Source organism: Rhodococcus sp. C26F, from assembly GCF_053345925.1.
Genome location: NZ_JBKFBA010000009.1, coordinates 133119 through 158893, shown reverse-complemented (window position 1 = coordinate 158893; position 25775 = coordinate 133119). Strand labels below are relative to the sequence as shown.

At 66.9% G+C, this 25775-nt stretch carries 24 protein-coding genes; 13 read left to right on the top strand and 11 right to left on the bottom strand.

The annotated features are described in order from the left end of the window. Nucleotides 1-3: 3 nt before the first annotated feature. Nucleotides 4-1476, bottom strand: coding sequence for an Hsp70 family protein (locus tag ACLBYD_RS13250; protein ID WP_447816788.1), 1473 nt, complete (start codon nt 1474-1476; stop codon nt 4-6). A gap of 216 nt (nt 1477-1692) precedes the next feature. Here ACLBYD_RS13250 and ACLBYD_RS13245 point away from each other — a divergent pair, with 216 nt between their 5' ends. Beyond that, a complete protein-coding gene (locus ACLBYD_RS13245; RefSeq protein WP_447816787.1) occupies nt 1693-2499 on the top strand; it encodes a crotonase/enoyl-CoA hydratase family protein in 807 nt (268 codons plus the stop codon). A 6-nt stretch (nt 2500-2505) separates the two neighbouring features. On the opposite strand, the gene ACLBYD_RS13240 is transcribed toward ACLBYD_RS13245, so the two are convergent. The 5 genes from ACLBYD_RS13240 to ACLBYD_RS13220 all read right to left on the bottom strand — a co-directional run bounded on the left by ACLBYD_RS13240 (nt 2506) and on the right by ACLBYD_RS13220 (nt 6336). Further along, entirely contained in the window at nt 2506-2709 is a 204-nt protein-coding gene (locus ACLBYD_RS13240) for a zinc-ribbon domain-containing protein (RefSeq protein WP_447816786.1), read from the bottom strand. Nucleotides 2710-2741: 32 nt separating this feature from the next. Next, a complete protein-coding gene (locus ACLBYD_RS13235) occupies nt 2742-3365 on the bottom strand; it encodes a maleylpyruvate isomerase N-terminal domain-containing protein (RefSeq protein WP_447816784.1) in 624 nt (207 codons plus the stop codon). A 22-nt stretch (nt 3366-3387) separates the two neighbouring features. Further along, on the bottom strand, nt 3388-3762 hold the full coding sequence (gene gvpJ / locus ACLBYD_RS13230) for a gas vesicle protein GvpJ (protein ID WP_447816817.1): 375 nt from the start codon (nt 3760-3762) through the stop codon (nt 3388-3390). 332 nt (nt 3763-4094) lie between these two features. Next, nucleotides 4095-5501 carry a cytochrome P450 gene (locus ACLBYD_RS13225; protein WP_447816783.1) on the bottom strand — a complete coding sequence of 469 codons (1407 nt, stop codon included), beginning with the start codon at nt 5499-5501 and terminating at the stop codon, nt 4095-4097. Between the two features lie 64 nt (nt 5502-5565). Then, nucleotides 5566-6336, bottom strand: a complete 771-nt coding sequence (locus ACLBYD_RS13220) for an 8-oxoguanine DNA glycosylase OGG fold protein (protein WP_447816782.1) — start codon at nt 6334-6336, stop codon at nt 5566-5568. Between the two features lie 153 nt (nt 6337-6489). Here ACLBYD_RS13220 and ACLBYD_RS13215 point away from each other — a divergent pair, with 153 nt between their 5' ends. Then, nucleotides 6490-7395: a macrolide 2'-phosphotransferase gene (locus ACLBYD_RS13215; RefSeq protein WP_447816781.1), complete on the top strand. Its 906-nt coding sequence runs from the start codon at nt 6490-6492 to the stop codon at nt 7393-7395. A 5-nt stretch (nt 7396-7400) separates the two neighbouring features. Here the strand turns inward: ACLBYD_RS13215 and ACLBYD_RS13210 are convergent, their stop codons facing one another. After that, complete coding sequence (locus ACLBYD_RS13210) at nt 7401-8201, bottom strand: HugZ family pyridoxamine 5'-phosphate oxidase (RefSeq protein ID WP_447816780.1); 801 nt, start codon at nt 8199-8201, stop codon at nt 7401-7403. Nucleotides 8202-8350: 149 nt separating this feature from the next. On the opposite strand from ACLBYD_RS13210, the gene ACLBYD_RS13205 reads away from it, so the two are divergent. After that, on the top strand, nt 8351-8800 hold the full coding sequence (locus tag ACLBYD_RS13205) for a cupin domain-containing protein (protein ID WP_447816779.1): 450 nt from the start codon (nt 8351-8353) through the stop codon (nt 8798-8800). Nucleotides 8801-9369: 569 nt separating this feature from the next. Further along, nucleotides 9370-11628 (top strand): NADP-dependent isocitrate dehydrogenase, encoded by a 2259-nt coding sequence (locus ACLBYD_RS13200; RefSeq protein WP_447816778.1) that lies wholly within the window; start codon nt 9370-9372, stop codon nt 11626-11628. A gap of 146 nt (nt 11629-11774) precedes the next feature. Here ACLBYD_RS13200 and ACLBYD_RS13195 read toward each other — a convergent pair whose 3' ends face one another. From ACLBYD_RS13195 to ACLBYD_RS13185, 3 genes are all read right to left on the bottom strand, one after another. Beyond that, entirely contained in the window at nt 11775-12359 is a 585-nt protein-coding gene (locus ACLBYD_RS13195) for a PadR family transcriptional regulator (protein WP_447816777.1), read from the bottom strand. Between the two features lie 19 nt (nt 12360-12378). Then, complete coding sequence (locus ACLBYD_RS13190; RefSeq protein WP_447816776.1) at nt 12379-13368, bottom strand: NAD(P)H-dependent flavin oxidoreductase; 990 nt, start codon at nt 13366-13368, stop codon at nt 12379-12381. 188 nt (nt 13369-13556) lie between these two features. Next, entirely contained in the window at nt 13557-14645 is a 1089-nt protein-coding gene (locus tag ACLBYD_RS13185; protein WP_447816775.1) for a helix-turn-helix transcriptional regulator, read from the bottom strand. Between the two features lie 87 nt (nt 14646-14732). Here ACLBYD_RS13185 and ACLBYD_RS13180 point away from each other — a divergent pair, with 87 nt between their 5' ends. From ACLBYD_RS13180 to ACLBYD_RS13170, 3 genes are all read left to right on the top strand, one after another. Beyond that, a complete protein-coding gene (locus ACLBYD_RS13180; protein WP_447816774.1) occupies nt 14733-15191 on the top strand; it encodes a hypothetical protein in 459 nt (152 codons plus the stop codon). Continuing rightward, nucleotides 15188-15592 carry a DUF1304 domain-containing protein gene (locus tag ACLBYD_RS13175; RefSeq protein WP_447816773.1) on the top strand — a complete coding sequence of 135 codons (405 nt, stop codon included), beginning with the start codon at nt 15188-15190 and terminating at the stop codon, nt 15590-15592. The genes ACLBYD_RS13180 and ACLBYD_RS13175 overlap by 4 nt, the downstream gene beginning before the upstream one ends. Nucleotides 15593-15679: 87 nt before the next feature. Then, nucleotides 15680-16438, top strand: coding sequence for a 2-phosphosulfolactate phosphatase (locus ACLBYD_RS13170; protein ID WP_447816772.1), 759 nt, complete (start codon nt 15680-15682; stop codon nt 16436-16438). Between the two features lie 63 nt (nt 16439-16501). Here ACLBYD_RS13170 and ACLBYD_RS13165 read toward each other — a convergent pair whose 3' ends face one another. Further along, entirely contained in the window at nt 16502-17473 is a 972-nt protein-coding gene (locus ACLBYD_RS13165; protein WP_447816771.1) for a pirin family protein, read from the bottom strand. Between the two features lie 144 nt (nt 17474-17617). Between ACLBYD_RS13165 and ACLBYD_RS13160 the strand changes: the two genes are divergently transcribed. The 6 genes from ACLBYD_RS13160 to ACLBYD_RS13135 all read left to right on the top strand — a co-directional run bounded on the left by ACLBYD_RS13160 (nt 17618) and on the right by ACLBYD_RS13135 (nt 25683). After that, nucleotides 17618-18457 carry a MerR family transcriptional regulator gene (locus ACLBYD_RS13160; protein WP_447816769.1) on the top strand — a complete coding sequence of 280 codons (840 nt, stop codon included), beginning with the start codon at nt 17618-17620 and terminating at the stop codon, nt 18455-18457. Further along, nucleotides 18454-19290: a hypothetical protein gene (locus tag ACLBYD_RS13155; RefSeq protein ID WP_447816768.1), complete on the top strand. Its 837-nt coding sequence runs from the start codon at nt 18454-18456 to the stop codon at nt 19288-19290. The genes ACLBYD_RS13160 and ACLBYD_RS13155 overlap by 4 nt, the downstream gene beginning before the upstream one ends. Nucleotides 19291-19473: 183 nt before the next feature. Beyond that, on the top strand, nt 19474-20787 hold the full coding sequence (locus tag ACLBYD_RS13150) for a PucR family transcriptional regulator (protein WP_447816767.1): 1314 nt from the start codon (nt 19474-19476) through the stop codon (nt 20785-20787). Nucleotides 20788-20916: 129 nt separating this feature from the next. Continuing rightward, the gene (locus ACLBYD_RS13145; RefSeq protein ID WP_447816766.1) at nt 20917-22380 is read left to right on the top strand and encodes a class I adenylate-forming enzyme family protein; all 1464 of its coding nucleotides are present in this window, start codon (nt 20917-20919) and stop codon (nt 22378-22380) included. Between the two features lie 73 nt (nt 22381-22453). Then, nucleotides 22454-24271 (top strand): DUF3556 domain-containing protein, encoded by a 1818-nt coding sequence (locus ACLBYD_RS13140; RefSeq protein WP_447816765.1) that lies wholly within the window; start codon nt 22454-22456, stop codon nt 24269-24271. Further along, nucleotides 24268-25683 (top strand): phytoene desaturase family protein, encoded by a 1416-nt coding sequence (locus ACLBYD_RS13135; protein ID WP_277371667.1) that lies wholly within the window; start codon nt 24268-24270, stop codon nt 25681-25683. Before ACLBYD_RS13140 ends, ACLBYD_RS13135 begins: the two co-directional genes overlap by 4 nt. The last annotated feature ends 92 nt before the right edge of the window (nt 25684-25775 follow it).

Here is a 25775-nt window from a genome sequence, read left to right as displayed (position 1 = left end):
CGATCAGAACCCGGGAATGCGGGGCAGCTGCGGGAGCTGGATCTGCGGAGGCGGCGGCAGCGTCGGCAGCTCGAACTGGGGGAGCCCGGGGACCATCGGGGCCGGCTCCGGTTCGAGTGACGGCACCGAGGTGTCGGCTGCCGCATCGTCCTGCGCGCCGGTGGTGATGGGGACCTGCGTGGAGGTCTCCGCCGTCGTCTGCGGCCGGTAGGTGGTGCGGGTCTCGCTGCGATCGGTGGCCGTCGACTGCTCGTCCGACACTGCCGGGACGGTTTCCGGCGCGGTCGATGCGTCCGTGGTGGTCGTGGGCCGCGGTTCCGCTGCCGGTTGCGCCGGTGGCTCCTGCATCTCCTGTTGCGTGGCGGTGGGCTGCGGATCGCGACCGGAATTCTGCAGCAGGTCGACACCGAGGCCGATCGCCGCTGCGACGACGACGGCACCACCGGCGAGCAGGAGGCGTCGACGGTTCCGCGGCTGCGCGGGCGTCTCGGTCTCCTTCCGGATGTCGGCGGCAGCGAAGCTCTCGGTCGGTGCGTCCGGCGCGACCAGCTGCGGGGCGAACTGTGCGGTCTCGGTGAACTCCGTCGGCGCAGCGAACTCCGCCGTCTCGACGACCTTCGCAGTGTCCGGGCGGGCGAGGAGCGCCGCGCCTTCCGCCGCCACGAGTTCGGGCTGCGAGGGCACGATCACCGGAATGTCGAGCCACGACTCCATCACGGCGGTGACCAGTGGAATGTTCGCTCCGCCCCCGATGAGCACCGCGGCGTCGGGAGTGCGTCCCGAGCGGCGGATGACGTCGAGGGTGAGGCGGGCCGAGGCCTTCACGGGTCCGTCGATGAGCGAATCGAAGCTGTCCTGCGAGAGCAGCAGCAGACCCCCCTCGCCGGGCATGCACACCGCGTCCTTCGAGGACAGCTGCTCCTTCGCGTCGCGGCACCGGGCGGTGAGGGCCCGCTGCGCCGCCATGTCGGCCGGCTCGGCGAAGCGCTGCAGTTCGACGTGGTGGTCGTAGATCAGGCGGTCGACGAGGTCGCCGCTGATCCGGTCCGAGCGTGCCGTGCTCAATGCGATGCGGGTGCCCCGATCGACGACGGTGACGGTGAGGCCCGAGCTGCCGAGGTCGTAGAACACGAGTGTCTCGTGGTCGCCGAGATCTCCTGTGGTTTCCAGCATTTCGAGCGCGGCGGTCACTTCCGGGACGAGCCGGAAGTTGTCGATGTCCAGGCGGCTCATCGCGCCCTGGACGAAATCGGCCTGCGTCTCGTTCTGGTAGGCGACGCCGATGGCGCGCACCTGCTCGATCTCGTCGGTCTCGGCGAGCATCGTCTCGATGGACTCCGCGGCCAGCTCGGCCGGCCGGTCGAGCAGGGCGGGCATCGAGCGGGATCCGAAGACGGGACTGTCGAGGCTCCCGGTGTCACGTCGCGCAAAGCGCACCGCGCTGGCACCGACCGAGACACCGAGAACTGTAGTCATGACGCCGACTATAACGGTTCGGTCACGGTCTGCACGCCGGAGGCGGGCGGTGCCCGGATGACGGCGCGTCTCCGAACGGCAGCCGAGGACGTTCGTGGCGGCCTCTCGCATGTTCACCTTCGGCGGCGAAATCCTTGCTGTACCGTCGGCTTCGCGATCGCGGGCAGGATTTTCCGGACGTCCCGATCCCCACTGATATCGAGGAGGTTCGGGCGGATGAGCGAGCAGAGAGTGCGGATCGAGATCGACGAGTTCGGTGTCGCAACCGTGACCTTGGACCGCGCCGAGAAGCACAACGCGCTCGACCCGGCGATGTTCGATGCGATCGTCGATGCCACCGAGCAGCTCGCGACCGACCGCACGGTACGCGCCGTCGTGCTCCACGGTGCCGGCAAGAGCTTCTGCTCCGGCCTCGACATCACCGGTCTCGGTAACCGCGACGGCAGTGGCCCGCGGGATCTGCTCGCCCGCGCGGACGGGCACATCGCCAACCACGCCCAACGCGTGGCCTACGGTTGGTCCCGCGTCCCGGCCCCGGTGATCGCCGCNNNCACCGGCAACTGCTTCGGCGGCGGCCTGCAGATCGCGCTCGGCGCCGACATCCGCTTCGCGACGCCCGACGCGCGGCTGTCGATCATGGAGGTCAAGTGGGGCCTCGTCCCCGACATGGGGATCACCCAGAGCCTGCCGCGCCTCGTGGGCCTCGATGTGGCGAAGGAACTCACCTTCACGGGGCGCATCCTCACAGGCACCGAGGCCGACGCACTCGGTCTCGTCACCCATGTCTCGGACGACCCGCTCGCCGCGGCGCAGGAACTGGCCCACGAGATCGCCGGAAAGTCGCCGCACGCCGTGCAGGCGGCCAAGCGTCTGTACGAGGAGACGTGGACGGGCTCGGACCCGGAGTCCGCGCTGATGCTCGAGAGCGCGCTTCAGGTCGAGCTGATGGGGTCGCCCAATCAGATCGAGGCGGTCACGGCGGGGATGACCGAGCGTGCTCCCGCCTTCGCCGATCCCGACTGACCGGGCTCAGATCTCCACGGCGGTACCGCAGATCCCGCACTGCTCCAACTGTCGGCGGCCCCACCGCGCGACCGGCACGAAGAACAGCGTGAACTGCTTGGACTCCCGGATCCGGAGCCACTGCGTGTTGTTGTGGCAGCGCGGACACGTCCGGTTCTGCCCTGGACCGAGGTTCTGTCGCTTGGTGCCGAAGCCGAAGAGAAGGAACATCGTCCGAGCATAGAGCGACGACGCGTGGTCCTTCAGTGCATGACCGGAAGGATCGCCGGGTCGGAGCGGCCCGACGCCGCCTCGACGAAGGTGAGCGGATCGGGCACCGCGGCGAGGACGTCCCGTGTCCGTTCGAGCGCCATCGCCTCGGGCCGTGGTCCGCCGACCGCGTCGATCACGTCGAGCCAGTGGATGGTGGTTTCCAGGATCGCCATGTCGAGGAAGGCGCCGACTGCGACCGACTGCAGGAACGGGTGCGCGATCACGGACGCACGGCTCAACCCGCTGATCCGCTCGAAGGCGGCGGGGAACTCGGATTCGAAGCGGATCGAGACGGCGGCGCGACCGGTATCGGCCGCCAGTCGGCGCACCGTCTCGGCCATCCGCTCGTGCCTCGGTTCGGCCTCGACCGGATCGGCGTTGAGGATCCGGAGCATCTCCGCGGCGCCGGCCACCTTCGCCTCACCCTCCGCCGGTGGCGCGGCAAGCATCTCGATCATCACGTCCGGTGCGATGTGCACGTAGACGTCCCGGACCGTCCAGCCCGGTAGCCGGGTCTCGGTCGTCCACTGCTCGTCGGACAGTTCGGCGGCGCGAGATCCCCACATGCGCCACAGTCGGATCATCAGCGCCCGGTCCTGTTCGAAGTCCGCCACAACACCTCCCCGGTTCGGATAGTCATCGCTGCCTTCTCCTGTGTCGCGGAGCCTCCTGCCGCTTCTCAGCCACGTCGTCGAGGAACCCGAGCACCTTCTCGGCTGCGGAGTCGAGGGCGCTGTGGGTCTTGTGCTTTGCGGCGCTCTCCACGGCCTTGCCGCTGACGTCGCCGACGATCTCGGGCACACCTTTCGGCTGGGTCTGCGAGATCTCGAGTCTGTCGACGGCCTGAGCGAACCGCAGGTAGGTATCGACGCTTGCGACCACGATGCGGGCGTCGATGGTCACGATCTCGATGCCGACGAGAGAGACTCGCACGAACGCGTCGATGACCAGGCCTTTGTCCAGAATGGTGTCGATGACGTCCGCCAAGCCGGACGAATTCGGCCGGGCCATCGTCCCGCCACCCCCGCCGCGAGAAGGTTCGATCGATGTCATGGTGCTGCTCCTCGTGTGTGAACGGAATTGGCGCACAGCGATTCCGGATCTCGAGCACGGATCCGGGCGAGGAGGTCGAAGTCTCCGGGCGACGCGGGCGTCACGTCTCCATCATGACGCCTGCCCTCCTGTACGACCAGGAAGACGGGGCATGATGGTCGCAGGGGGTGGGTAGCCGGTGGAAGTTCTGCTGTTCGCGGTGACTGTGATCGCCGTGCTCGTCGTCACCGATCAGCCAGCCTCTGTCGACGACCCGACCGCCGTCCCTCTTGCCGGGGCGACGCGACAGATCAGGCGGGGGAGAGCCGCACCCGTAGGCCACGGGGCTTCAACGTGATCGCCTCGTGAACGTCGAGTTCGTAGCCCGGTTCCGGAGCGAAGTGGTACCGCCGGATCAGCGACGCGAGCGTGAGCACCGCCTCGTGCAACGCGAACTGCCGACCGATACAGGCCCGGATCCCGGTGCCCCACGGTTTGAAGATGTGCGCCGGACGCTTCCGCACGGCCGCGGGCTCGAACCGATCCGGATCGAACCGCTCGGGATCGTCGCCCCACAGCGGGTCGCGGTGCAGCTGCGGCAGCAGCACGAACACCCACGAACCCTTCGGAAGCGTCCGTCCGCCGAGGGTGGTCTCGCCGCGCACCTTGCGGAAATAACCTGGGGCGGCCGGCCACAACCGCAGCGTCTCGTCCACCACCCGCCGCGCATACCGCAGCTTGGCGACCTGCTCGTACCCGATCCGACCGTCGGCACCGACGACCTCGGCGATCTCGGCCCGCGCCTTCGCCACCACCTCGGGATGTCGGCTCAGGAAATGGACCGCGAACCCCAGGGTGGTCGCGGTGGTCTCGTTGCCCGCGACCAAAAAGGTCAGCACCTGATTGCGGATCGATTCACGGTCGAGCTGCTCGCCGGTGTCGGGATCGACGGTGTGCATCATCAGGTCCAGCAGATCGCCGTGCTTCTCGCCGGAGCGCATCCGCTCCTCGACGATGCGATCGACCGTCTCCTGCATCAGCGCGACGTCGCGTTCGTGCTGCTCCCTGGCACTGCGGCCGAACAGTGTCCGGAGGATGGGGATGTCGTTCGACGAGCGATTGATGTACTCGAGCGCCCGGCTCATCGCCGCGATGAACGGATCGGGTTCGGTGCGGCCGAACGAGTCGAAGTCGTAGCTGAAGCCGCTCCGGCCGATGACGTCGAAGGTCAGCGACGTCATGCTCTTCGGCACGTCCACATACTCGCCGCCGGCCGCAGCGGTGTCCCAGCTGTCGACCAGTCGGTCGACGACTGTAAGCATCGAGTCGTGATAGCCACGCATCGCGGCCTGACTGAAGCCCGGACCGAGGATGTTGTGGGCTTTGCTCCAGTTCGGTTCGGAGTTGAACGCGGTGAACAGTCCGTCGCCGGCGATGACACGAAGCTTGCGCAGCGGCTTGCCGAGGAACTTCGACCACTTCTCCTCGTCGTTGACTTCTCGCACCAGATCGGCGCCCGAGACCACGATCAACCGGTGCTGCAGGATCTTGCGTTCGAAGATCCCACCGAGTTCCTGTGCCATCTGCATCTCACGTTGAACCGGCTTGGCCACATCGATACTGAGCAGATCACCCACCAGCGGAAGTCTCCATCGCGGCTGTGGAATCGGCTGCGCGCCGGTCGTCATGGTGATGCTCGTCGTAGTCGGTGACCCCATCCTGCGAGTGTGCATCAGCCTCGACGGGACGATTCGGGCGGCCTCACCGCGACGCCCAAGAGGATCAGAACAATCGCGGAGTCGCGTGCGACCCGTCCCGGGCTTCGCAGATACGGGCGTGCCACCGGTCGACGAGCCACATCTCGACCATCTCCGGACGTGTGGCGATCAACGACGCCCACATGTTGAGGAGTTCGACGTACCGGTGATAGCGCCGCAGCGTGAAGTCGGCGACCGACGGATCCTCGAGCCACCCTTCGTGGATGAGCGTCGACACCGCGTGCTGATCGAGAAGTTGGGCCGGGCCCGCCTCGGTCCGCACCTCGACCGCCCACAGATAGGTCGCCAGGAGCGGTACGCCGACGCCGGGGGTGTCCGGCCATCCGGACCAGGTCTGCCGCGCGGTGTCGGGCAGCGACTTGGTCTTCGCGCAGTAGTCGAGGACTCCCTTGATCTTGGTGAACCGGTCCCGGTCCTTCGGGGCGTGTGCGTCGCGGACGTCCGGAAAACGTCGGGCACCGCGTCGTCGCGGATGTGCGCTGCGCCAGGCCGCGCACAGGAACAACAGCCCCAGACCGGCGTGGTCGGCTTCGATCAGTTCACTGTCGAGGCGGAGGTCGTTGCGTTGGACGATCGCGTCGCCGTCGTCGATGATCCGTCCGTCGAGATTCCGTCCCCGGAGGCGGATATCGTGCCCGGTCCGTTCGAGGTGGCTGTTCCACCATTTGAGGTCGACGGTGACGCCCTCGTCGAGCACCTGCAGATCGAACGAGCGTGCCCGGCACCACTCGGAGCATGCTTGCGGAGGCTCGAACCCCTGGTCGTACGGATGCATTCTGTGGACATTGCCACGGGTGGGCGGCGATTCCCGGGCAAGACACGCGCGGGGGGGCCGACCTGTTCCCCGCCTGTAACAGCACGCGAGCCGCCACGACCGTCCGAGGAAATCGGTGGACCGGAACGACGCGGCGATGAGAGCGTGAACCGCATGAGTCCCTTCGATGTCACCGACGCCCTCGCGCTCGCCGCCCGGCACGACCTGCACCTGTCGGCCCACGGCGTCACGGTGAACGAGGCGGGACTCGACTACCGTGTCGCCCTCGCCTCCGACGACACCGGCCGACGGTGGGTCCTGCGCATCCCGCGCCGGCCCGATGTCTCGGCGAAGACGGCCGACGAATTGCGCATCCTCGGTCTGGTCGGACCCGTCCTTGCCGAGGACGGCATTGCGGTGCCACGCTGGGAGATCCACAGCCCCGACCTCATCGCCTACCGTGCTCTGCCGGGCGCCCCGGGACTGACCCTGAACGACGCCGGTGAACCCGTCTGGCACATGGACCCTGCCGACGCCCGCTATGCGGAGCGGCTGGGACGTCTTCTCGCACGCCTGCACTCGATCGACGTGGAACGAGCAGGTGTGGCCGGTATCGAAGTGCGCACGCCCGCCCGAGCACGCCAGGCCTGGCGGGACGACATCGCGCGGGTGCGCGACGCGTTCACCGTCGCACCCGCCCTCGCCGAGGAATGGGAGGCGTGGCTCGACGACGACATTTGCTGGCCCGACCGCACGGTCATGACACACGGCGAGATCTATCCCGCGCACGTCCTGCTCGACGAGGACGGTGTCGTCACCGGTGTTCTGGACTGGACGACCGCACGCGTCGACGATCCCGCGCGGGACTTCGTGATCCAGTACGGGGCAGCGGGGGAGGAGATGCTCCGGGTCACCCTCGCCGCCTACGTCGATGCAGGCGGACGTCTCCACGACGGTCTGGCGGCCCAGGTCGAGCACCTCTGGAACGCGGCCCCCGTCGGGTACGCCCTGTTCGCGTTGATCACCGAGAAGGAATCCGACCTCGCCACGGCAGCAGCGATGCTCGATCCGCAGCACTGACCATCTTACGATGATTGCGCCGCGCGAGCCAAAGCGACTGTTGCTGAGCGCAATTCGTCGGCGGAGTCGAGCGGCGACAGATAGCCGGCACGCGTCATGGCTCGCCCACGCGGCGTGGTGACATCGAGGTCGAGGCCGTATCGGTCGGCTCCGACACAGGTTGCCGCCGTCGCATCCGGGAACCCGCCGAGCTTCCGGGCCATCGCCAGCAGCGCGTCGGCGTGATCGTCGTTGAGATGCGCGATCGCACGAGCTGCCGACGGGGTCACAGGATCCGGCAATGCTTCGGCATAGTCCTCGGCGGTGGGCGAATCCATCCGCCCGTACCCACCGACCCAGCGCACGCGCTGAACCCGAAGAACCCAGAGTGTGAAGTCGCTGAAATCGATGTACACGCGGGCCGCGGGGACCGCGGCCAGGTGGGCTTCGCGCGCGGCGGCCAGTTCCTCACCTTCGGGCCGCTCGACGTACCCGGCGAGAGTGATGCGGGTGCAGGCGAGCGGGTCGAAATGCGGGTCGGGCGCGACGATCGCGATGCTCGCGCGTGGATCGCGCGCAAGATTGCGGCCGTGCTCCGCCATGTGCGACACGCACAACACCGGTGAACCTCCGACCAGTCCGTACGTCAGGAAGGAGGCCCAAGGGTCTCCTTCCTTCGTGAGGGTCGCGAGAGTGCCGGTGTTCGTCGACGCCGCGACCGTCCGCGCTTCCTCGGCGGCAGTGGGTCGGGTCGCGTTGACGATCTCCGCCAACGGCGGCGGCACGGTGGGAGCGTCGCCGGGGTCTCCGTGATCCGAGTTCGTCATTCACGAGACGCTACCGACACGCCGGCTTCCGAGCGAGCCGTCATGGATGGGGCATGATGGGCCGCGGCCGAGCGGCAAGCGGAGGACGGGTTCATCGAGTGCACGAGTTGTTCTGCAGCAGTGTCATGTAGGCGGTAGCGTCCGTGCGCATGAAGCGCTCCGTGCAGGGTGTACTCGCGGCGACGGCATGTGCAGTAACGGTGGCGGTGCCCGGGTGGGCGTACGCCACCCCGAGCGAGGGCATCTCAGGGGTGACATGGGTGGACATCGAGGTGCCACCGGGACTGCTGCCGTTCGTACCCGACGGCGTGCACGCCGTGGCCCGGGAGATCACCATCGAACCGGGCGGTAGCACCGGTTGGCACTATCACGATGGTCCCGTGCTCGGCATCGTGCGGGCCGGCACCTTGACGCATCCCGAAGGAGACTGCGAGCCTGTCATGTTCGAGACCGGTGATTTCATCAACGAACCCTCGGGTCGGGACCACCTGCACGTCGGTCGCAATCTCGGCACGGAATCGGTGATCCTCGACGTGGTGTACCTCGTGCCGATCGGGTCGCCGCTGTTCGAGGATGTTCCGGCGCCCGCCTGCGATTGATGTCGGAGCAGTGGCGGGCTCCTGTCGGTAGCCGCTCGGGTCGAGTCGTCGGCGAGAAATGTGAAGTTTTTCATCGGGACGCAGGCGTGCGGCTCCCTCTCGGGTCCGCGGTCGTCTCCCCCCAAGCGACGATCGACGAACCTCGATTCTCGACGGAACGATCGTCCCCGCCGACAGCATCTGCCGGCGTCGGCATTCGAGCCGCGATCGGACGGCCGAGGGATCGTAGTCCAGTTCGACAACGGGATCGCTTGTGACAGTAGTCTTCCCACTTCTTGTGAAGACCTCTTTCCTGACGGCGATGCTGTGCGCCGGTCGCACCCGCGTTACGACAGGTCGAGGGGCCATCGAATCGGTGGCGCGCCGGACTGCGGCGTTCTCGGTCGCGAGCGGACATGAGGTCGACGGTTGGACGCCCGACGGGCCGTCGAAGCCTGTCGGCGGAGTTCGAGTTACCGGCGAGTAAATATCGTTCTCGAGTTCTCGCACGTAGCCTGATACCCGATGCAATCCCGCACGCGGAGCATTTCGTGAGGCGGACCGAACCGACGTAGGGAGTCGAGACAAGAATGAGCGCCGACAAGCAGTCGACCATTATCTATACGTTGACCGACGAGGCGCCGTTGCTTGCGACCTACGCCTTCCTGCCGATCGTGCGTACCTTCGCTGGGGCCGCGGGCATCGAGGTCGAGACCAGCGACATCTCGGTGCCTGCGCGGATCCTGGCCGAGTTCCCCGAGCACCTCACGGAAGAGCAGCGCGTCCCGGACAGCCTGGCCGAGCTGGGTCGTCTGACGCAACTGCCCGAGACCAACATCATCAAACTGCCCAACATCAGTGCGTCCGTGCCGCAGCTCCTGGCTGCCATCAAGGAACTGCAGAGCAAGGGCTACCAGGTCCCGGATTTCCCGGACGCCCCGAAGACGGACGAAGAGCGTGCCATCCGGGAGCGCTACGGCAAGATTCTCGGCAGTGCGGTCAACCCTGTCCTGCGTGAGGGCAACTCCGATCGGCGCGCACCCCGGGCGGTGAAGGAGTACGCCCGTAAGCACCCGCACAGCATGGGCGAGTGGTCGATGGCCTCACGCAGCCACGTCGCGCACATGCGGCACGGCGACTTCTACCACGGCGAGAAGTCGATGACGCTGGACCGGGCGCGCAAGGTCCGGATGGAGCTGGTGACCAAGGATGGCGAGACGATCGTCCTCAAGCCCGAGGTGGAGCTGGGTGAGGGCGACATCATGGACAGCATGTTCATGAGCAAGAAGGCGTTGCTCGAGTTCTACGAGGAGCAGATGGAGGATGCGCGCAAGACGGGCGTGATGTTCTCCCTCCACGTCAAGGCGACGATGATGAAGGTCTCGCACCCCATTGTCTTCGGCCACGCGGTGAAGACCTTCTACAAGGACGCCTTCGCCAAGCATCAGAAGCTGTTCGACGAACTGGGCGTCAACGTCAACAACGGTCTCGGCGACCTGTACGACAAGATCGAGACGCTGCCCAGCACGCAGCGCGACGAAATCAAGCAGGACCTGCACAACTGCCATGAGCACCGTCCCGAATTGGCCATGGTCGATTCCGCACGCGGCATCTCCAACTTCCATTCCCCCAGCGATGTCATCGTGGATGCCTCGATGCCCGCAATGATTCGCTCGGGCGGCAAGATGTACGGCGCCGACGGACGACCCAAGGACGTCAAGGCGGTCATGCCGGAGTCCACTTTCGCGCGCATCTACCAGGAGATCATCAACTTCTGTAAGACCAACGGCGCGTTCGACCCGACGACCATGGGTACCGTTCCCAACGTCGGTCTCATGGCGCAGAAGGCCGAGGAGTACGGCTCGCACGACAAGACCTTCGAAGTTCCGGAGGAGGGCGAGGCCAACTTCGTCGATGTCGAGACCGGTGAGGTGCTGCTCACCCAGCACGTCGAGGCGGGTGACATCTGGCGCATGTGCACCGTCAAGGACGCGCCGATCCGCGACTGGGTCAAGCTCGCGGTCACCCGGGCACGCAACTCCGGTATGCCGGTCCTGTTCTGGCTCGACCCGTACCGCCCCCACGAGAACGAGTTGATCAAGAAGGTCGAGCTGTACCTGCAGGATCATGACACCGAGGGCCTCGACATCCACATCATGTCGCAGGTGCGCTCGATGCGGTACACGCTGGAGCGGTTGATCCGCGGGATGGACACCATCGCCGCGACCGGCAACATCCTGCGCGACTACCTCACCGACCTGTTCCCCATCCTCGAGCTCGGTACGAGCGCCAAGATGCTGTCGATCGTGCCGCTGATGGCGGGTGGCGGCCTCTACGAGACGGGCGCCGGCGGGTCGGCGCCCAAACACGTCAAGCAGTTGGTGGAGGAGAACCACCTGCGCTGGGATTCGCTCGGTGAGTTCCTGGCGTTGGCCGTAAGCCTGGAGGACCTCGGCATCAAGACCGGCAACGAGCGCGCCAAGATCGTGGCGAACGCGCTCGATGCAGCGACCGGCAAGCTGCTGGAGACGAACAAGAGCCCGTCGCGCAAGGTCGGCGAGCTCGACAACCGGGGCAGCCAGTTCTACCTCGCGATGTACTGGGCACAGGAACTTGCCGCGCAGACCGAGGATCCGGAACTCGCAGAACAGTTCGCCCCGCTGGCCGAGGCGCTGGCCAGGGACGAGGACACGATCGTGCGAGAGTTGAACGAGGTGCAGGGCGCGCCGGTCGACATCGGCGGCTACTACCGGCCGGACAGGGACAAGACCGTGGCCGTGATGCGGCCGAGTCGGACCTTGACCACCGCGCTGACGGCAGTCGACCCTGAAGCCGGAAACGCACCGTGACAGGTAGACCTGCATCCGTGTAGACAAGCCGCCGCTCCTCGACGGGTGTGACCGCGCGGGTCGTCGAGCAGTCCCGAGAATGCACGGGCAGAGGGAGGTCGACCTCCCTCGCGTGGTACGCCTCGGCCCGGTTCTAGTGTTCCGGTCTACGGGACCGTTCCGCTGCGGTCGGCGGAGGAATCCGGTGTCGGGTCGAGCCGGTCGATCGTGTCGAGCGCCTCGGCCAGCCAGGTCAGCCACGTTTCTTCGAGGAGGATGCCGAGGCGGAGCACGAGATGTTGCAGGGTGCTCCGCGCGTCGCCCCGGACCTCGGCGAAGTCGCGTTGCTCGATGGCGCGATACTGCTCGAGCATCGCCGTCCGGTAGGCGCGTTGATGTTCCAGTGTGGGACGCGCGGCGTCGGGATCGTCGAGCGCCGCGGCCGCGCGCAGGCGCACGGAGACACCGGAGCGCACCACGTCCGGATCCTCGATCTCGGAGATCCAGCCGCGCAGCAGTCGGCGACCGTCCGCTGTGATGGTGAAACGTCGGGGCTGACCACGACCGGGTTTTCCGTCCGTCGGGACTTCACGGATCAGGTCGCCCGCCCGCATCCGGTCCAGTTCTCGGTAGATCTGCTGGTGGGTCGCGGGCCAGAAGTACCCGATCGACCGGTCGAAGCGCCGCGCCAGTTCCAGTCCGGTGCTGTCGCGCTCGACCAGTGCGGTGAGGATGGCGAACCTGAGAGACACCGCGTCAGCCTAGGTCACGCTATCCGGCGTCGATCGTGGCGACTCGGCGTCGTTCGAGGGACGTCCACGCCTGCTCGTATTCGTCGCGGAGTCGTTGGACGAGCTCGCGGGCGGGGACGACGGACTCGATCGCGCCGAGGCCCTGGCCGGCGCCCCAGATGTCGCGCCAGGCCCTGGCGCCGGTGTTGCCACCGGACCCGAAGTTCATGGCGGACGGATCGGACTCGGGGAGGTCGTCGGGGTCGAGTCCGGCGGCGACGATGCTTCCCCGCAGGTAGTTGCCGTGCACGCCGGTGAACAGGTTGCTGTAGACGATGTCCTTGGCGGTGCTGTCGACGATCATGTTCTTGTAGTCGTCGGCGCTGCGGGCCTCCTCGGTGGCGAGGAAGGCCGTGCCGGCGTATGCGAGGTCGGCACCGGCGGCCTGGGCAGCGAGGATCGAGCGGCCGTGGGCGAGGGAGCCGGACAGCAGCAGGGGGCCGTCGAACCACCGGCGGATCTCTTGGAGCAATGCGAACGGTGACTGCGTCCCGGCGTGGCCGCCTGCGCCTGCGGCGACGGCGACGATGCCGTCCGCGCCCTTGTCGATCGCCTTGTGCGCGAACTCGTTCGAGATCACGTCGTGAAGGACGATGCCGCCGTAGGAGTGAACAGCCTCGTTGACCTCCTCGCGGGCACCGAGCGAGGTGATCACAATGGGGACCCGATGCTCGACGATCACCTCGAGGTCCTGCTCGAGTCGCTCGTTGGAGCGGTGGACGATCTGGTTGACGGCGAACGGCGCGACGTACTCCTCGGGGTGGCGCGCCGCGTAGTCGGCGTTGCTCTCGGTGATCTGCTGCAGCCAGTCGACGAGCATCGACTGGGGACGGGCGTTGAGTGCCGGGAACGACCCGACGACTCCGGCCTGGCACTGGGCGGACACCAGTTCCGGTCCCGACGCGATGAACATCGGGGAAGCGACCAGGGGCACGCTCAGCGGGCCGGACAGGATCGGTGGCAGCGTCATGGTGTGTTCCTTCTTCGTCTCCGGACGGTCCCTCTGGCGTCAGACTATGTGCAACAAGGTGCAAAAAACAACGGGCAGACGTCACCTGCTCTGGAACAGAGGGGTTTCGGGCGTGGCAGCTGCATGCACCGAGTGGCACTGTGGCATACAATGAGCAGCCCCGCTCAATGCGTAGTGAGCGTGATCGCTCAGTGCGCGGACCTGATCGTCGGCGTGTATGGGGGCGACAGCGACGGCCGGGGCATCTGCCGGCCGGCCAACCGAGCGACGAGTCCCGCGCGACTACCCGCTCCCGTCTTCGCATAGACGGATTTGAGGTGGTCGTGCACCGTGTTCGGCGTGATGCCCCGGTGCCGAGCGATCTCGGCCGTCGACAGTCCGCTCAGCACGTCGGTGCACACCTCGCACTCGCGGGCGGTCAGCGCGTACGCAGCGAACAGCATGTCTGTGAGCTCGCTGTCGGCCGCGGGTTCGATCGTGACCGCGGTGCGGGATTCGTCGCCGTCGGTGCTCAACGGCGCCGCACGGACGACGATCCAGCCTCCACCGTCGTTGCGGATACGCGCCCGGAACACTCCGGTCGAACTCGCCCGAGCCCCGAACGTTGCCGCCCGCAACAGCAGTGCCAATCGCACGGGACCGGCGAGCCATTCCTCCCATGCCTGCGCCGCGACCGTCGATGCGACCGGCTCACCCGCTGGATCCGTCACGATCACCGCCGGTCCCGGATCGGCTCCGGGGCGTGCGTGCAGGGTGTGGACGGCGGCCGCCCGGGTCGCGACCGCCACCGCCGGCGCGACCATCGTCAGGAACTCCAGCTCCCGCTCCGTGAAGTCCGGTCCCGAACGGACGAAACCCGCTGCTCCCCAACAGAACCCGTTCACCGTGAAGACGACCCGCACCTCACGGTCGAGTCCGAGTGGGCACCATACCGCAGCGTGCCGGAGGCTGTGAGCGACTTCGGTCGACGGTAGATCCGAGGCCCGCACCACCGTTCGTCCACTGCGGGCGATGTCTGCGAAGGTCGCGGGATCGTGTCCACCGCATTCCGATTCGGCGAGTAATGGCTCGTATTCGGAGGGAATGCGGTTGCGCCCACTGGTCATCGAACCGAATGCCAGGGTCAGGGGATCGAACAGTGCCCAGCACGTCAGGTCGCTGCGTACAGTGCGATCGACCAGTTCGATGGCACGCTGGTGCAGTGCGGTGACGCCGGCACCGGTGCCCGCGAACTCCAGGATCTCGCGGCGTAGGCGCTCCGCCCGCACTTCGAGCATGAACCCAGTATGCGCCGGATCCGGAAGACGGAGCATCCCCGATTCAGGGGATGGTCCGGCTGTTTCCGGATCCATAGCGTCGCAGTTGTGTCCACGATTCATCTCCAACGTGCCGGTACGGGCAGGCGATTGTCGGTGCCGGATGCCGTCGTCACCGTCCTGTCGTCCGGTGAACACACCGGCGACGCCTACGAGCTCATGCTGGTCGAGGCCCCCTGCGGCAGCCCACCGCCCCTGCACTCCGAGCCTTGGTCCAAGACCTACCACCTGCTGCGCGGCCGGATCCTCGTCCTGCTCGACGGTGAGGGCTGCGAACTCGCCGCCGGTGACACGCTCACCATCGCGGCGGGAACGATGAACAGCTTCTCGGTCCTCACCGACGACGCGGTTTTTCTCCTCGTCTGCCCCGGGACCGGGATGAGCGGTTTCTTCACCGACCTCGACGCGCTGGGGGAGGAGCACCTGCCCGAGGACGCACTGATGAGCAGGTTCGGGCAGATCGCCGCCCGTTACGGCATCCGATTCGCCGAGGAGGTCTCGCCATGATCGTCGTTGCGCAACTCGCGGCCCTGGTCGCTGCCGCGGTGCATCTGCTGGTCTTCGTGTGGGAGACGATCCTCTTCCGCCGTCCGAGTATCCACCGGGACGTGTTCCGCATCCCGACCGAGGACGTCCAGCCCGTGCGGATGTGGGCGTTCAACGTCGGCTTCTACAACCTCTTCCTCGGCTCCGGAGCGCTCGCCGGCGTGATCCTGTGGTGGACCGGCCACGAGACGCCGGGCCGCACCCTCGTCGTCTACACGTGCTCGTTCATGTTCTTGGCCGGCATCGCATTGTTCGCCTCGGACCGGATGGCGATGAGCCGTCCACGAGGTGCCGGGGTGATGGGGTCGCTGTGCCAGAGCGTGCCGTCGCTGGTCGCGCTCGTAGCGCTGGCGCTGGCGTAGAAGCGGCGCGGCCGACGATTTGGTGTTCTCGACCTCGCTCAGCGCGGTCGGGAACACCGGATTCGTGGCATGTGTGAGGGTAGGGGCGTGAACCACACGCACCAGCAGTCGCATGCTTCTGTTCGCTTCGAGTGGGGCTTGTCCGGAGCGGTTGCTCTCGGGTCCTCCGACATCTCGGTCGTGGTGGACGTGCTGTCGTTCACCACGACGCTGTCGGTCGCCGCGGATCGTGGAATCGAGGTGTTGCCGTACTGGGCGAGAGACGATTCGGCCGCCGAGTACGCCGCGAGACATGATGCCGTCCTGGCGGTCGGGCGTAGCCGAGCGGAGGCGGGGGAGGTGAGCCTGTCTCCGAGCACCGTTCGCGACGCCGACAACCTGCATCGCCTGGTTCTGCCCTCGCCGAACGGCTCGTCGATCGCACACTCGCTGGCTACGTCGTCGACTGTCGTCGTCGGAGCGTGCCTGCGCAATGCCACTGTGGTGGCGGGATGGATCGTGGAAGCGCTGACGGAGGGTGCGACCGTGGCGGTGATCGCTGCCGGAGAGAAGTGGCCCGACGGGTCCCTGCGACCGTGCGTCGAAGATTTGTGGGGTGCGGGCGCGGTGCTCACCGAACTGTTGGCTCTGCGTCCGGATCTGGCCGCGTCGACGGAGACCGAGATGGCAGTGGCTGCATGGCAGGCGGTTCGGGGAAACGTGAACTCTTCATTGGAGGCATGCGCATCCGGTCGGGAGCTGACCGCCATGGGATACGAATCCGACGTCGTCGTGGCGGCGGAGATCGATCGGAGTGCAACCGTGCCCGTGCTCGTCGGCGATCGCTTCGTGGACCACAGGGGATAGACGACTCGGGTGGTTTCGACCCCGCTTTCCGGGGCCGAAACCACCCGAATCGCAACTACCCGTCTAGGCTTTCTCGTCCGAGCTGTGCACGGCGGGAATGGAACCGAATCGCCCGGCCTGGAAGTCCTCCATCGCCTCGATGATCTCGGCCCGGGTGTTCATGACGAACGGACCGGCCATGACGACGCGTTCACGAATCGGCTTGCCACCGAGCACGAACACCTCGAGGGCGTCGGTGCGCGAATCCTGTGTCGCGGCAGCAGAGATGGTCAGGCTTTCACCCCTACCGAAGACGGCGGTCTGTCCGGTCCGGATCGGGCGGTGTTCCGGTCCGGCCGCGCCATCACCGGCGAGCACGTATGCCAGGGCGTTGAATTCGGGGTTCCACGGCAGGGTGACGCTCGCTCCCGGCGCCACGGTCGCGTGCAGCAGGGTGATCGGCGTGTGCGTCGAACCGGGGCCACGGTGCCCGTCGAGTTCTCCGGCGATCACCCGGATGAGCGCGCCGCCGTCGGCCGAGGACAGCAGGGCGACCTCGCCGCCGCCGATGTCCTGATACCGCGGGGCGACGAACTTCTCGGCCTTGGGCAGGTTCACCCACAGCTGCACGCCGTGGAACAGTCCACCGCTGACCACGAGATGTTCCGGTGGTGCTTCGATGTGCAGGATGCCGCTGCCGGCGGTCATCCACTGGGTGTCGCCGCCACCGATCGTGCCGCCGCCTCCGTGGGAGTCGCGGTGCTGCATGATGCCGTCGATCATGTAGGTGACGGTCTCGAAACCGCGGTGCGGATGCCAGGGGGTGCCCTTCGGTTCGCCGGGCGCGTAGTTCACCTCACCCATCTGATCCATGTGGATGAAAGGATCGAGGTACTTCGTCTCGATGCCCGCGAACGCACGGCGGACCGGGAAGCCTTCGCCTTCGAAGCCGCGCGGTGCGGTGGTCACGGACAGGACGGGACGCGAGAGCGCGTCGGGTGCGGGCTCTTCGACGCGAGGAAGAGCGAGAACGTTGTCGACGGTTACGGCAGGCACGGTAGCCCCTCTCGGCCATGTAGTTGATTTGTCAACTACCTTACTGCACTCAACCGCAGTCCTTCTCGGGTTGTTCCCACCCCGATGTGCGCCGCCGCATTCACGGCTTGACCCTGACGTAGCGTCAGGGTCGATGCTGAAGCCATGAGGATCAGCGACTTGGCCCAGGCCGCGGGAACCACCGTTCGCGCCGTTCGGCACTACCACCGGCTCGGGCTCATGCCCGAACCCCCACGGACACCCAACGGATACCGGGACTACGAACTCGCCGACCTGGTGCGTCTGCTGCGCATCCGCTGGCTCGCCCAGTCGGGTGTTCCACTGGGTTCGGTGGCGACCGTCCTCGGCGGCCACTTCACCGACGGCAGCGACCGAGATGCCGAGTCCGATCTCACCGCAGACCTCGAATCGCTGCTCGAGGCGACAGATAATCAGATCCGGACGCTGCAGGTCAAACGTGAGGCACTCGCCGCGATTCTCGAGCGTCACCGCGTCGGCGATCGGCTCTCGCCCTTGCCGTCACCGATCGTCGACGCGTTCGACGAACTCATCGACGGCGAGGACGACCCGCACACCCGGACGCTGTTCGTCCGCGAACGCGACAGCTGGGAGATGCTCGCACTCACCGGGCAGGCATCACCGGAGTATCTCGACGCCATGCGAACCCTGCTCGACGACCCCGAACAACGGCACGCCATGGTCGCCGTCTACCGACGCTTCGGTGCACTTGCCGGACAAGATCCCACCGCGGCAGCCGACGAGGTCAGCGCCGTCATCGACGGCATGACCGCGCTGCTCGACGACATCCCGATCATGGCGGAGGTGCTCGGTTCGTGGGCAGCCGAGGCGGCAACTGCCCTCGAATCGAACACCGAGGTGCTCGCCGAGTTCCTTCCGGACCCGGCCCAGCAGGCCGTCGCGATCGGGTTCGTCCGGCGCGTCGCCGCACAGTCGGGACCGCAGCAGGACGGAGCGCGGGCATGACTGAGCGCACCGTCCGGCTCGTCCACCGAGCCGCTCTCGTCCTCACCGTGGCGGTGGCCTGTACGAACGCCGTCCTCGCTGCACTGGGCATCCTCACGCCGGTGGCAGCACTGAAGGTCTGGCTCGGATTCGAGCTACCTCTCGGGATCCTGGTGCTGATCGTCGGCGCACTGCGCGTCCGAGTCCTGCGCCGATCCGGAGCACCGTGGGCGGGGGTGCTCGACGAACTCGTCGGCCGTGTGCCCGCGACCCTGATCCGCGCAGAGTTGAGAAGCTACCGCGCACTGTGGTTCCTGATACGAGGACGTCGGGTCGGCGCCGGACCTGAGGTGACGACGATCGGTTACACCCGCGGCACGATGAGCGTGCCGATCGCGTGGCTCGTGGCGTCGGTCATCGAGATCGCGGTGGTCCACATACTCGTGCCTTGGGAATGGCTGCGCTGGACGTTGCTGATCGTCTCGGTGTACTCGCTTCTTCCTCTCGTGGGGTGGCTCGCGGATCGTGTCGTCAACCCGCATCTTCTGACGCGGGACGCCCTCGTCCTGCGCTCCGGACATCAGGTCGTGGCACATATCGATGCCGACAACCTGCAGCGATGCATCCCGCGCCATCGCTTCCAGCCGACGGAGACGGGTGTGGACGGCGAGGTGCTGTTCCTGCCCGGTCCCGACGGCACCAATCTCGATCTCGTCCTCGCGGAACCCGTCGAGGCCCTCTTGCCGGCCTTCTTCGAACATCGCCGCCGTCCGGCGCTCGTGAGCCGGTTCGCGATCCACGTCGACGATCCCGCAGCGGCGCGCCGAGTGCTCGACGCCGCGCTCCTCGCCTGACGCGTCGAGGGTGAAATCGACGATTTCGTCTACCGGATCCGTTCCCCATGCGGTGACCTGCGTTCATCGTGTATGGCAATGCGGCATGCCAGGACGAAGCCGCGGGCTGACGCTCGGGTAAGACCTCGCCGGTGGTGTGGTGATCGCGCACTGTGCACGAGAGTTTTCTGGTAGACGAGTGCAATGAGCGATGACGCCCGACGCGGGACTCCGTCGAAGGACGCACGTGCCGCCGAGGTGCAGGAACTCGTCGTGGTGGTCGGTGAGCGGCTGCAACGGCGGTCCGGCGAGCTCGTCGCGAGCATGGACGCGGCGATCGAGTCGGTCGTCGAGGATCTCGGCGAGCCCGAACTGACGGACATGCTGCGGGCAAGTGTGGAGGGCAATGTCGCCACCATCCTGCACATGATCAGCAACGACATCCCGCTCGATCGCATCCAGCCGATCACCGCGGCCACGGAGTATGCGGTGCGGCTCGCGCGACACGGCGTTCCTGCGGCAGCGCTGCGGCGGGCGTACCACATCGGCTCCGACGACCTGTTCAACCAGATGTTCGCCGAGATCCAGCAGCTCGATTGTGCACCCGACCTGAAACTGGAACTGCTCCATCATTTCGCCGGGTGGATGCACAAGTACGTGGACTGGATGACGCGCGTCGTGCTCGACGCGCACGAAGAAGAGCAGCGGGTGCTGGTCCAGCAGTCCGAGAACGTGACGTCGGCGCTGGTGGAGCAGGTGTTGAGCGGCGGCGCGTTCGATACCGAGGACTTCGCGACGAAGACGGGTTACCGGCTCGACGGAACCCACCTCGGTGCGATCGCGTGGATCGAAGGCCCGGCCCAGGGCGCAGACCAGACACCCGCGCTCGCGGCAGCAGCGGAGACTCTCACCGTCGCGGCCGGTGGGGGAGGTGCGCCCCTGTTCGTGCCGGTGGATCGGCGCACGGCCTGGTTGTGGACGACAAGGGCCGGTGGCACGGTCGTCGACCTGCCGCGCCTTCGGACGGCTGTGCAGGCCGTCCCCGGGTTGCGCGTGGCGTTCGGGAAGCCGGGGGTCGGGGTCGCGGGGTTCCGGCGGAGTCACGAGCAGGCCGAGGCGGTGCGGATCGTCGCGAGCACCGCGACCGTTCCCCACAGCCGAGCGGTGTACTACGGCGAGGACGGCATGTCCGCGACAGCGGTGCTGGCACGTGACCTCGCGACGACCAGGCGTTTCGTCGCCGATACGCTGGGCCGGCTCGCGATCGACCGCCCGGCCGCGGAGCGGTTGCGGGACACGACGCGGGTGTTCCTGCGAACCGGCGGAAGCTATGTGCAGACCTCCGAGGAACTCGTCCTCCACCGCAACACCGTGAAGTACCGGCTGCAGAAGGCGGAGGACGAACGGGGACGGCCGATCTCCGACAACCGGCTGGATCTCGAGCTGGCTCTGCACGTCTGTCATGTGCTCGGACGACCCGTGCTGCTGTCCAAGGAGAAGCGCTCGTCCGGTCGCTGACCCGTTTTTGTGCAGAATCGACAAGAGAAGCGTCGAAGTTGGTTTCGTGGGGACGTGTCCTGGATCACGCCGACCGCATAGTGTCGTGCATCACAACCGATACGTGCTCGTCGGACCGAGGAGCTGTAGATGCCCTTCTCCCGCTTTCCCTTTCTCCCCTGGAACGTCCCCGCCGAGGATCGCTCTCGTACGGCGGTCCGAGACGACAGGCTCGAACTCACCTACGCTCAGCTCGACGACCGAACCCGCGCTGTCGCAGCGCAGTTCGCGCGTCACGGCGTCGGTGCGGGTGACATCGTCGCGATCATGCTGCCGAACCGGATCGAACTGCTCGTCGCGATGATCGCGGCGTGGCGTCTCGGTGCTGCCGCGACACCTGTCAATCCGGCGTTCACAGAATCGGAAGCGGCATATCAGATCTCGGACTCCGGCGCTGTCCTCGTGGTCAAGACTTCGACCGACGCACCCGACGGGGGCCGGCCGAGCATCGCGGTGAACGATCTCGCCGACGGGGGCGACGGCCCCGAACCCGTGGCCCTGCGCGGCGACGAATTGAGCCTGGTCATCTACACCAGCGGATCCACCGGCCGGCCGAAGGGCGTGATGCTCGATCACGACAACGCCGAGGCCATGTCGTCGACGATGGCGCAGCATTTCCGTCTCACCGCCGACGACCACTGCATGCTCGTCCTGCCGCTGTTCCACGTCAACGCGATCATGGTGAGTGCACTGGCGGTCTGGCGCTCGCACGGACAGCTCAGCGTCATCGGATCGTTCTCCGCGAGCCGATTCTTCGACCACGTGGAAAAGCTCCGCCCCACATACTTTTCCGCTGTGCCCGCGATCTACGCGATGCTCGCGGCGCTACCCGACACCGTGAGCCCCGACACCTCGTCGCTGCGGTTCGTGGTGTGTGGCGCCGCGCCGGTGTCGAAGGAACTGCTGCAGCGGTGCCACGACCGCTTCGGCTTCGTCATGGTCGAGGGATACGGACTCACCGAGGCGACCTGCGCGTCCGCCTGCAATCCCGTCGACGGCGTCCGCAAACTCGGAACGGTCGGACCGGCACTGCCCGGACAGCGGATCGGGATCATGTCCCCGGACGGTGAACTGCTGGCACCCGGCGAGACAGGGGAAGTGGTCATCGCGGGACCGACGGTCATGCGTGGCTACCTCGATCGCCCCGACGCGACCGCCGAGACCGTCCGCGACGGTTGGCTGCACACCGGGGACATCGGGATCCTGGACGAGGACGGTTATCTGCGCATCGTCGACCGCGTCAAGGACATGATCATCCGCGGAGGCGAGAACATCTATCCCAAGGAGATCGAAACCGTTCTGACCTCGGTCGACGACGTTCTCGAAGCCGCGGTCGTCGGGCGGCCCGACCCGGTCCTCGGCGAGGTTCCCGTCGCCTACGTGGTGCTGTACCCGGCTGCGACGACGACCACCGAGGACCTCCTCGAGCACTGCCGGCGGCACCTGATGCGCGCGAAGGTGCCCGAGCGGATCGACATCCTCGACGCGCTACCGAAGAACCCCGTCGGCAAGATCGACAAACCCTCGCTCAGGCGCACATTGCAACACGCCTGACCCCTATCCCTCGTCCTACCTCGACGCGAGTGCCCCTCGCGGTGATGAGCCCTGCCCACCTTCAGGAGTCACAATGGGATTCAAGACGGCAGACATGCCACCGGTCGACCCGGCCACCTACGACGACATGCCCTTCATGGAGCGCATGCGGGTGCTGGCGACCCACTGGGCCGAATACGGTTTCGGCAGCCCCAAACAGATGCACATGCTCTACGTGTACAAGCTGATCTTCTACGCTCTCGGTGGGGTGGCGGTCGTCGGACTCACCACGCCCGGACTGGGTTTCGCCGATCTCGCCGGCTGGTGGGGCGAGCCGATCGTCTACCAGAAGTTGATGGTGTGGACGATCCTGTTCGAGATCACCGGCTACGCGTCGTCCTCCGGACCGCTGGCGTTCAAGTTCAAGCCGTTCACCGGTGGCTGGCGTTACTGGACCCGCCGCGGCACCCTGCGGCTCCCACCCTGGCCGAAGGTGGTGCCGTTCACCCGCGGTGACCATCGCACCGTCGTCGACGTCGCGATCTACTTCGCGCTCCTGGCCACGCTGCTGTTCCTGCTGCTCGGACCCGGCGTCACGACCGCTGCCCTGCCGGGAAGCAAGGTCGGGTTGCTCCCGCAGTGGGCGCTGCTGACCTACGTCGGCCTCATCGTCGTCATGGGTCTGCGCGACCGCGTGGTCTTCCTGGCCGCACGCTCGGAACAGTACGTCGCCGTCATGTTCTTCTTCGGCATCTTCAGCAACCACGTCGATATGATCCTGGCCGCCAAGATCGCGCTGGTCACCGTGTGGTTCGGCGCAGGTGTCTCCAAGTTCGGTCACCACTTCACCAACGTGATCCCGCCGATGCTCAGCAACACCCCGTGGATCACCTCGAAGCGGTTCAAGCGCTCGCTCTACCGCAACTTCCCGCAGGACCTGCGTCCGTCGAAGGTCAGCTGGTTCCTCGCCCACGTCTGCGGCACCGTCGTCGAACTCGTCGTCCCGCTGGTGCTGCTGTTCTCCACGAACACGACGATCACCTGGCTCGCCATCATCGGCATGGTCATGTTCCACATCTTCATCACCTCGACCTTCCCGCTGGCGGTGCCGCTCGAGTGGAACGTCTTCTATATGTTCGCCGCGGTCTGGCTCTTCGGTGGATTCCCCGCCGGCGCCGGTTACGGTGTGGGCGACGTGAGTTCCGTCTGGATCCTCGCACCGATCCTTGTCGCTTTCCTGTTGTTCCCGATCCTCGGCAACCTGCGCCCCGACCTCGTCTCCTTCCTGCCGTCGATGCGTCAGTACGCCGGCAACTGGGCGTCGGCGCTGTGGGCCTTCCGCGGTGACGAGGCGGAGAACAAGCTCAACGAGAATCTCACCAAGTTCAACGACAACCAGATCGACCAGCTGAGCGGGGCGTTCGGCAAAGAGGTCGCCGAGATCTTCATGCAGAAGGCGGTCGCATGGCGCACCATGCACAGCCAGGGCCGCGGACTGATGTCGCTGATGATGCGGCACCTCGACAAGCTCGAGAACTACCGCATCCGCGAAGGTGAGTTCACCTGCACCACCCTGGTGGGTTGGCAGTTCGGCGACGGTCACCTCCACAACGAGCAGACCATCACCGCGGTGCAGGAGCGGTGCCGGTTCGAACCGGGAGAATGCGTCATCGTGTGGATCGAGTCCCAGCCGATCCATCGGAAGACGCTGGACTACAAGGTGATCGACGCTGCGCTCGGTGTCGTCGAGCGCGGTCACTATCACATCGAGGACGCGGTCTCGGCGCAACCGTGGCTGCCCGACGGCCCGATCCCGCACACCGTCACTTGGCGGATGGCCGGCTACGAACCGGCCGGGACGGCCTACCTCCACCCGCAGGTCCGACCCGATCGTGTCAAGGTTGGAGCATGACCGACGCGGTGATAGTCGGCAGCGGGCCCAACGGGCTCGCTGCCGCCGTCGTGCTCTCCTCCGAGGGCGTACGGGTACGAGTGCTCGAGGCAGCCGAGACGATCGGTGGCGGCACGCGCAGCAGCGAACTGACCCTGCCGGGCCTGCTCCACGACGAATGCAGCGGCTTCCACCCGCTGGCCGTGGACACCCCCTTCAGCCGGAAGTACGACCTCGCGGAACACGGACTGACCTGGTCGTGGCCCGAGGTGCAGTACACCCACCCGCTCGACGGCGGACGTGGTGGCGCGGCCTACCGATCCGTGGACGACACCGCCACGGAACTCGGGACCGACGGGACCAGGTGGCGCCGGATCTTCGGCGCACTGACCGAACGATTCGGCGGCATCACCGAGGACTTCCTGCGCCCGATGCTGCACGTACCCGTCCATCCGGTGCTGCTCGCCGGATTCGGGATGTTCGCCGCGATGCCCGCCGACGTGCTCGCACGCGCCTGGTCCACACCCGAGGCGCGCGCCCTCTTCGGTGGCGTGGCGGCCCACGCCCTGCGGCCCTTCGGCTCGCCGATGTCGTCGGCCATCGGCATCGCGCTGGGCACGGCCGCGCATGCCTACGGGTGGCCGGTCGCGCAGGGCGGATCGCGCGCGATCGCCGCAGCGATGGCGTCACTGATCGAGAAGAACGGCGGCACCGTCGAAACCGGGGTGCGCGTGGAGTCCCTCGACGAACTCGGCAACCCCGATCTGGTGCTCCTCGACACCTCACCCGCCGACGCCGTGCGGATCGTCGGCGACAGGCTGCCTCGCCGCACCGCCCGCGCCTACCGTCGGTACAAGCACGGGCCCGGAGCGTTCAAGGTCGAGTACGCCGTCGAGGGCACCGTGCCCTGGCAGCACGAACCGTCCCGCCGCGCCGGCACCGTCCACGTCTGCGGTTCGTACGCCGAGACGGCGGCGGCCGAACGTCAGGTTAACCGGGGGATCATGCCCGATCGCCCCTACGTCCTGGTCGGCCAGCAGTTCCTCGCCGACCCGTCGCGCTCCGCAGGGAACCTGAACCCGCTCTACGCCTACGCGCACGTCCCGCACGGGTACACCGGCGACGCGACCGAGCCGATCACCGCCCAGATCGAACGGTTCGCCCCGGGCTTCCGCGACACGATCCGTGCCGCGCACGTTCGGACGACGACCGAGATGTCCGTCCACAACGCGAACTACGTGGGCGGCGACATCGTCACCGGAGCCAACAGTGCGGTGCAGCTCGTGCTCCGGCCCCGCCCGGCCCTGGACCCGTACGCGACCGGCGTTCCCGGCGTGTACCTGTGCTCGGCGGCGACTCCGCCAGGTGCCGGGGCGCACGGTATGTGCGGGTATCACGCGGCCCGGTCGGCGCTGGCGTACCTGAAGGCATGAGGTGATCTTCCGGGGTGAATGTGCGGTGGGGGGTGCGCGGGGGCGTGCGAAACTTCGCATACGGAAATAACATTCTCCCGATATGCACTTCC

Bases quoted from the DNA above. Each gene is read 5' to 3' on its own strand.
- ACLBYD_RS13225 (WP_447816783.1), bottom strand. From the start codon at position 5,501: ATGGGGTCACCGACTACGACGAGCATCACCATGACGACCGGCGCGCAG.
- ACLBYD_RS13145 (WP_447816766.1), top strand. From the start codon at position 20,917: ATGCCCTTCTCCCGCTTTCCCTTTCTCCCCTGGAACGTCCCCGCCGAG.
- ACLBYD_RS13140 (WP_447816765.1), top strand. From the start codon at position 22,454: ATGGGATTCAAGACGGCAGACATGCCACCGGTCGACCCGGCCACCTAC.
- ACLBYD_RS13160 (WP_447816769.1), top strand. From the start codon at position 17,618: ATGAGGATCAGCGACTTGGCCCAGGCCGCGGGAACCACCGTTCGCGCC.
- ACLBYD_RS13175 (WP_447816773.1), top strand. From the start codon at position 15,188: ATGATCGTCGTTGCGCAACTCGCGGCCCTGGTCGCTGCCGCGGTGCAT.
- ACLBYD_RS13190 (WP_447816776.1), bottom strand. From the start codon at position 13,368: ATGACGCTGCCACCGATCCTGTCCGGCCCGCTGAGCGTGCCCCTGGTC.
- ACLBYD_RS13215 (WP_447816781.1), top strand. From the start codon at position 6,490: ATGAGTCCCTTCGATGTCACCGACGCCCTCGCGCTCGCCGCCCGGCAC.
- ACLBYD_RS13205 (WP_447816779.1), top strand. From the start codon at position 8,351: ATGAAGCGCTCCGTGCAGGGTGTACTCGCGGCGACGGCATGTGCAGTA.
- ACLBYD_RS13210 (WP_447816780.1), bottom strand. From the start codon at position 8,201: ATGACGAACTCGGATCACGGAGACCCCGGCGACGCTCCCACCGTGCCG.
- gvpJ (WP_447816817.1), bottom strand. From the start codon at position 3,762: ATGGCCCGGCCGAATTCGTCCGGCTTGGCGGACGTCATCGACACCATT.
- ACLBYD_RS13240 (WP_447816786.1), bottom strand. From the start codon at position 2,709: ATGTTCCTTCTCTTCGGCTTCGGCACCAAGCGACAGAACCTCGGTCCA.
- ACLBYD_RS13185 (WP_447816775.1), bottom strand. From the start codon at position 14,645: ATGCTCGAAGTGCGGGCGGAGCGCCTACGCCGCGAGATCCTGGAGTTC.
- ACLBYD_RS13135 (WP_277371667.1), top strand. From the start codon at position 24,268: ATGACCGACGCGGTGATAGTCGGCAGCGGGCCCAACGGGCTCGCTGCC.
- ACLBYD_RS13150 (WP_447816767.1), top strand. From the start codon at position 19,474: ATGAGCGATGACGCCCGACGCGGGACTCCGTCGAAGGACGCACGTGCC.
- ACLBYD_RS13220 (WP_447816782.1), bottom strand. From the start codon at position 6,336: ATGCATCCGTACGACCAGGGGTTCGAGCCTCCGCAAGCATGCTCCGAG.
- ACLBYD_RS13250 (WP_447816788.1), bottom strand. From the start codon at position 1,476: ATGACTACAGTTCTCGGTGTCTCGGTCGGTGCCAGCGCGGTGCGCTTT.
- ACLBYD_RS13200 (WP_447816778.1), top strand. From the start codon at position 9,370: ATGAGCGCCGACAAGCAGTCGACCATTATCTATACGTTGACCGACGAG.
- ACLBYD_RS13155 (WP_447816768.1), top strand. From the start codon at position 18,454: ATGACTGAGCGCACCGTCCGGCTCGTCCACCGAGCCGCTCTCGTCCTC.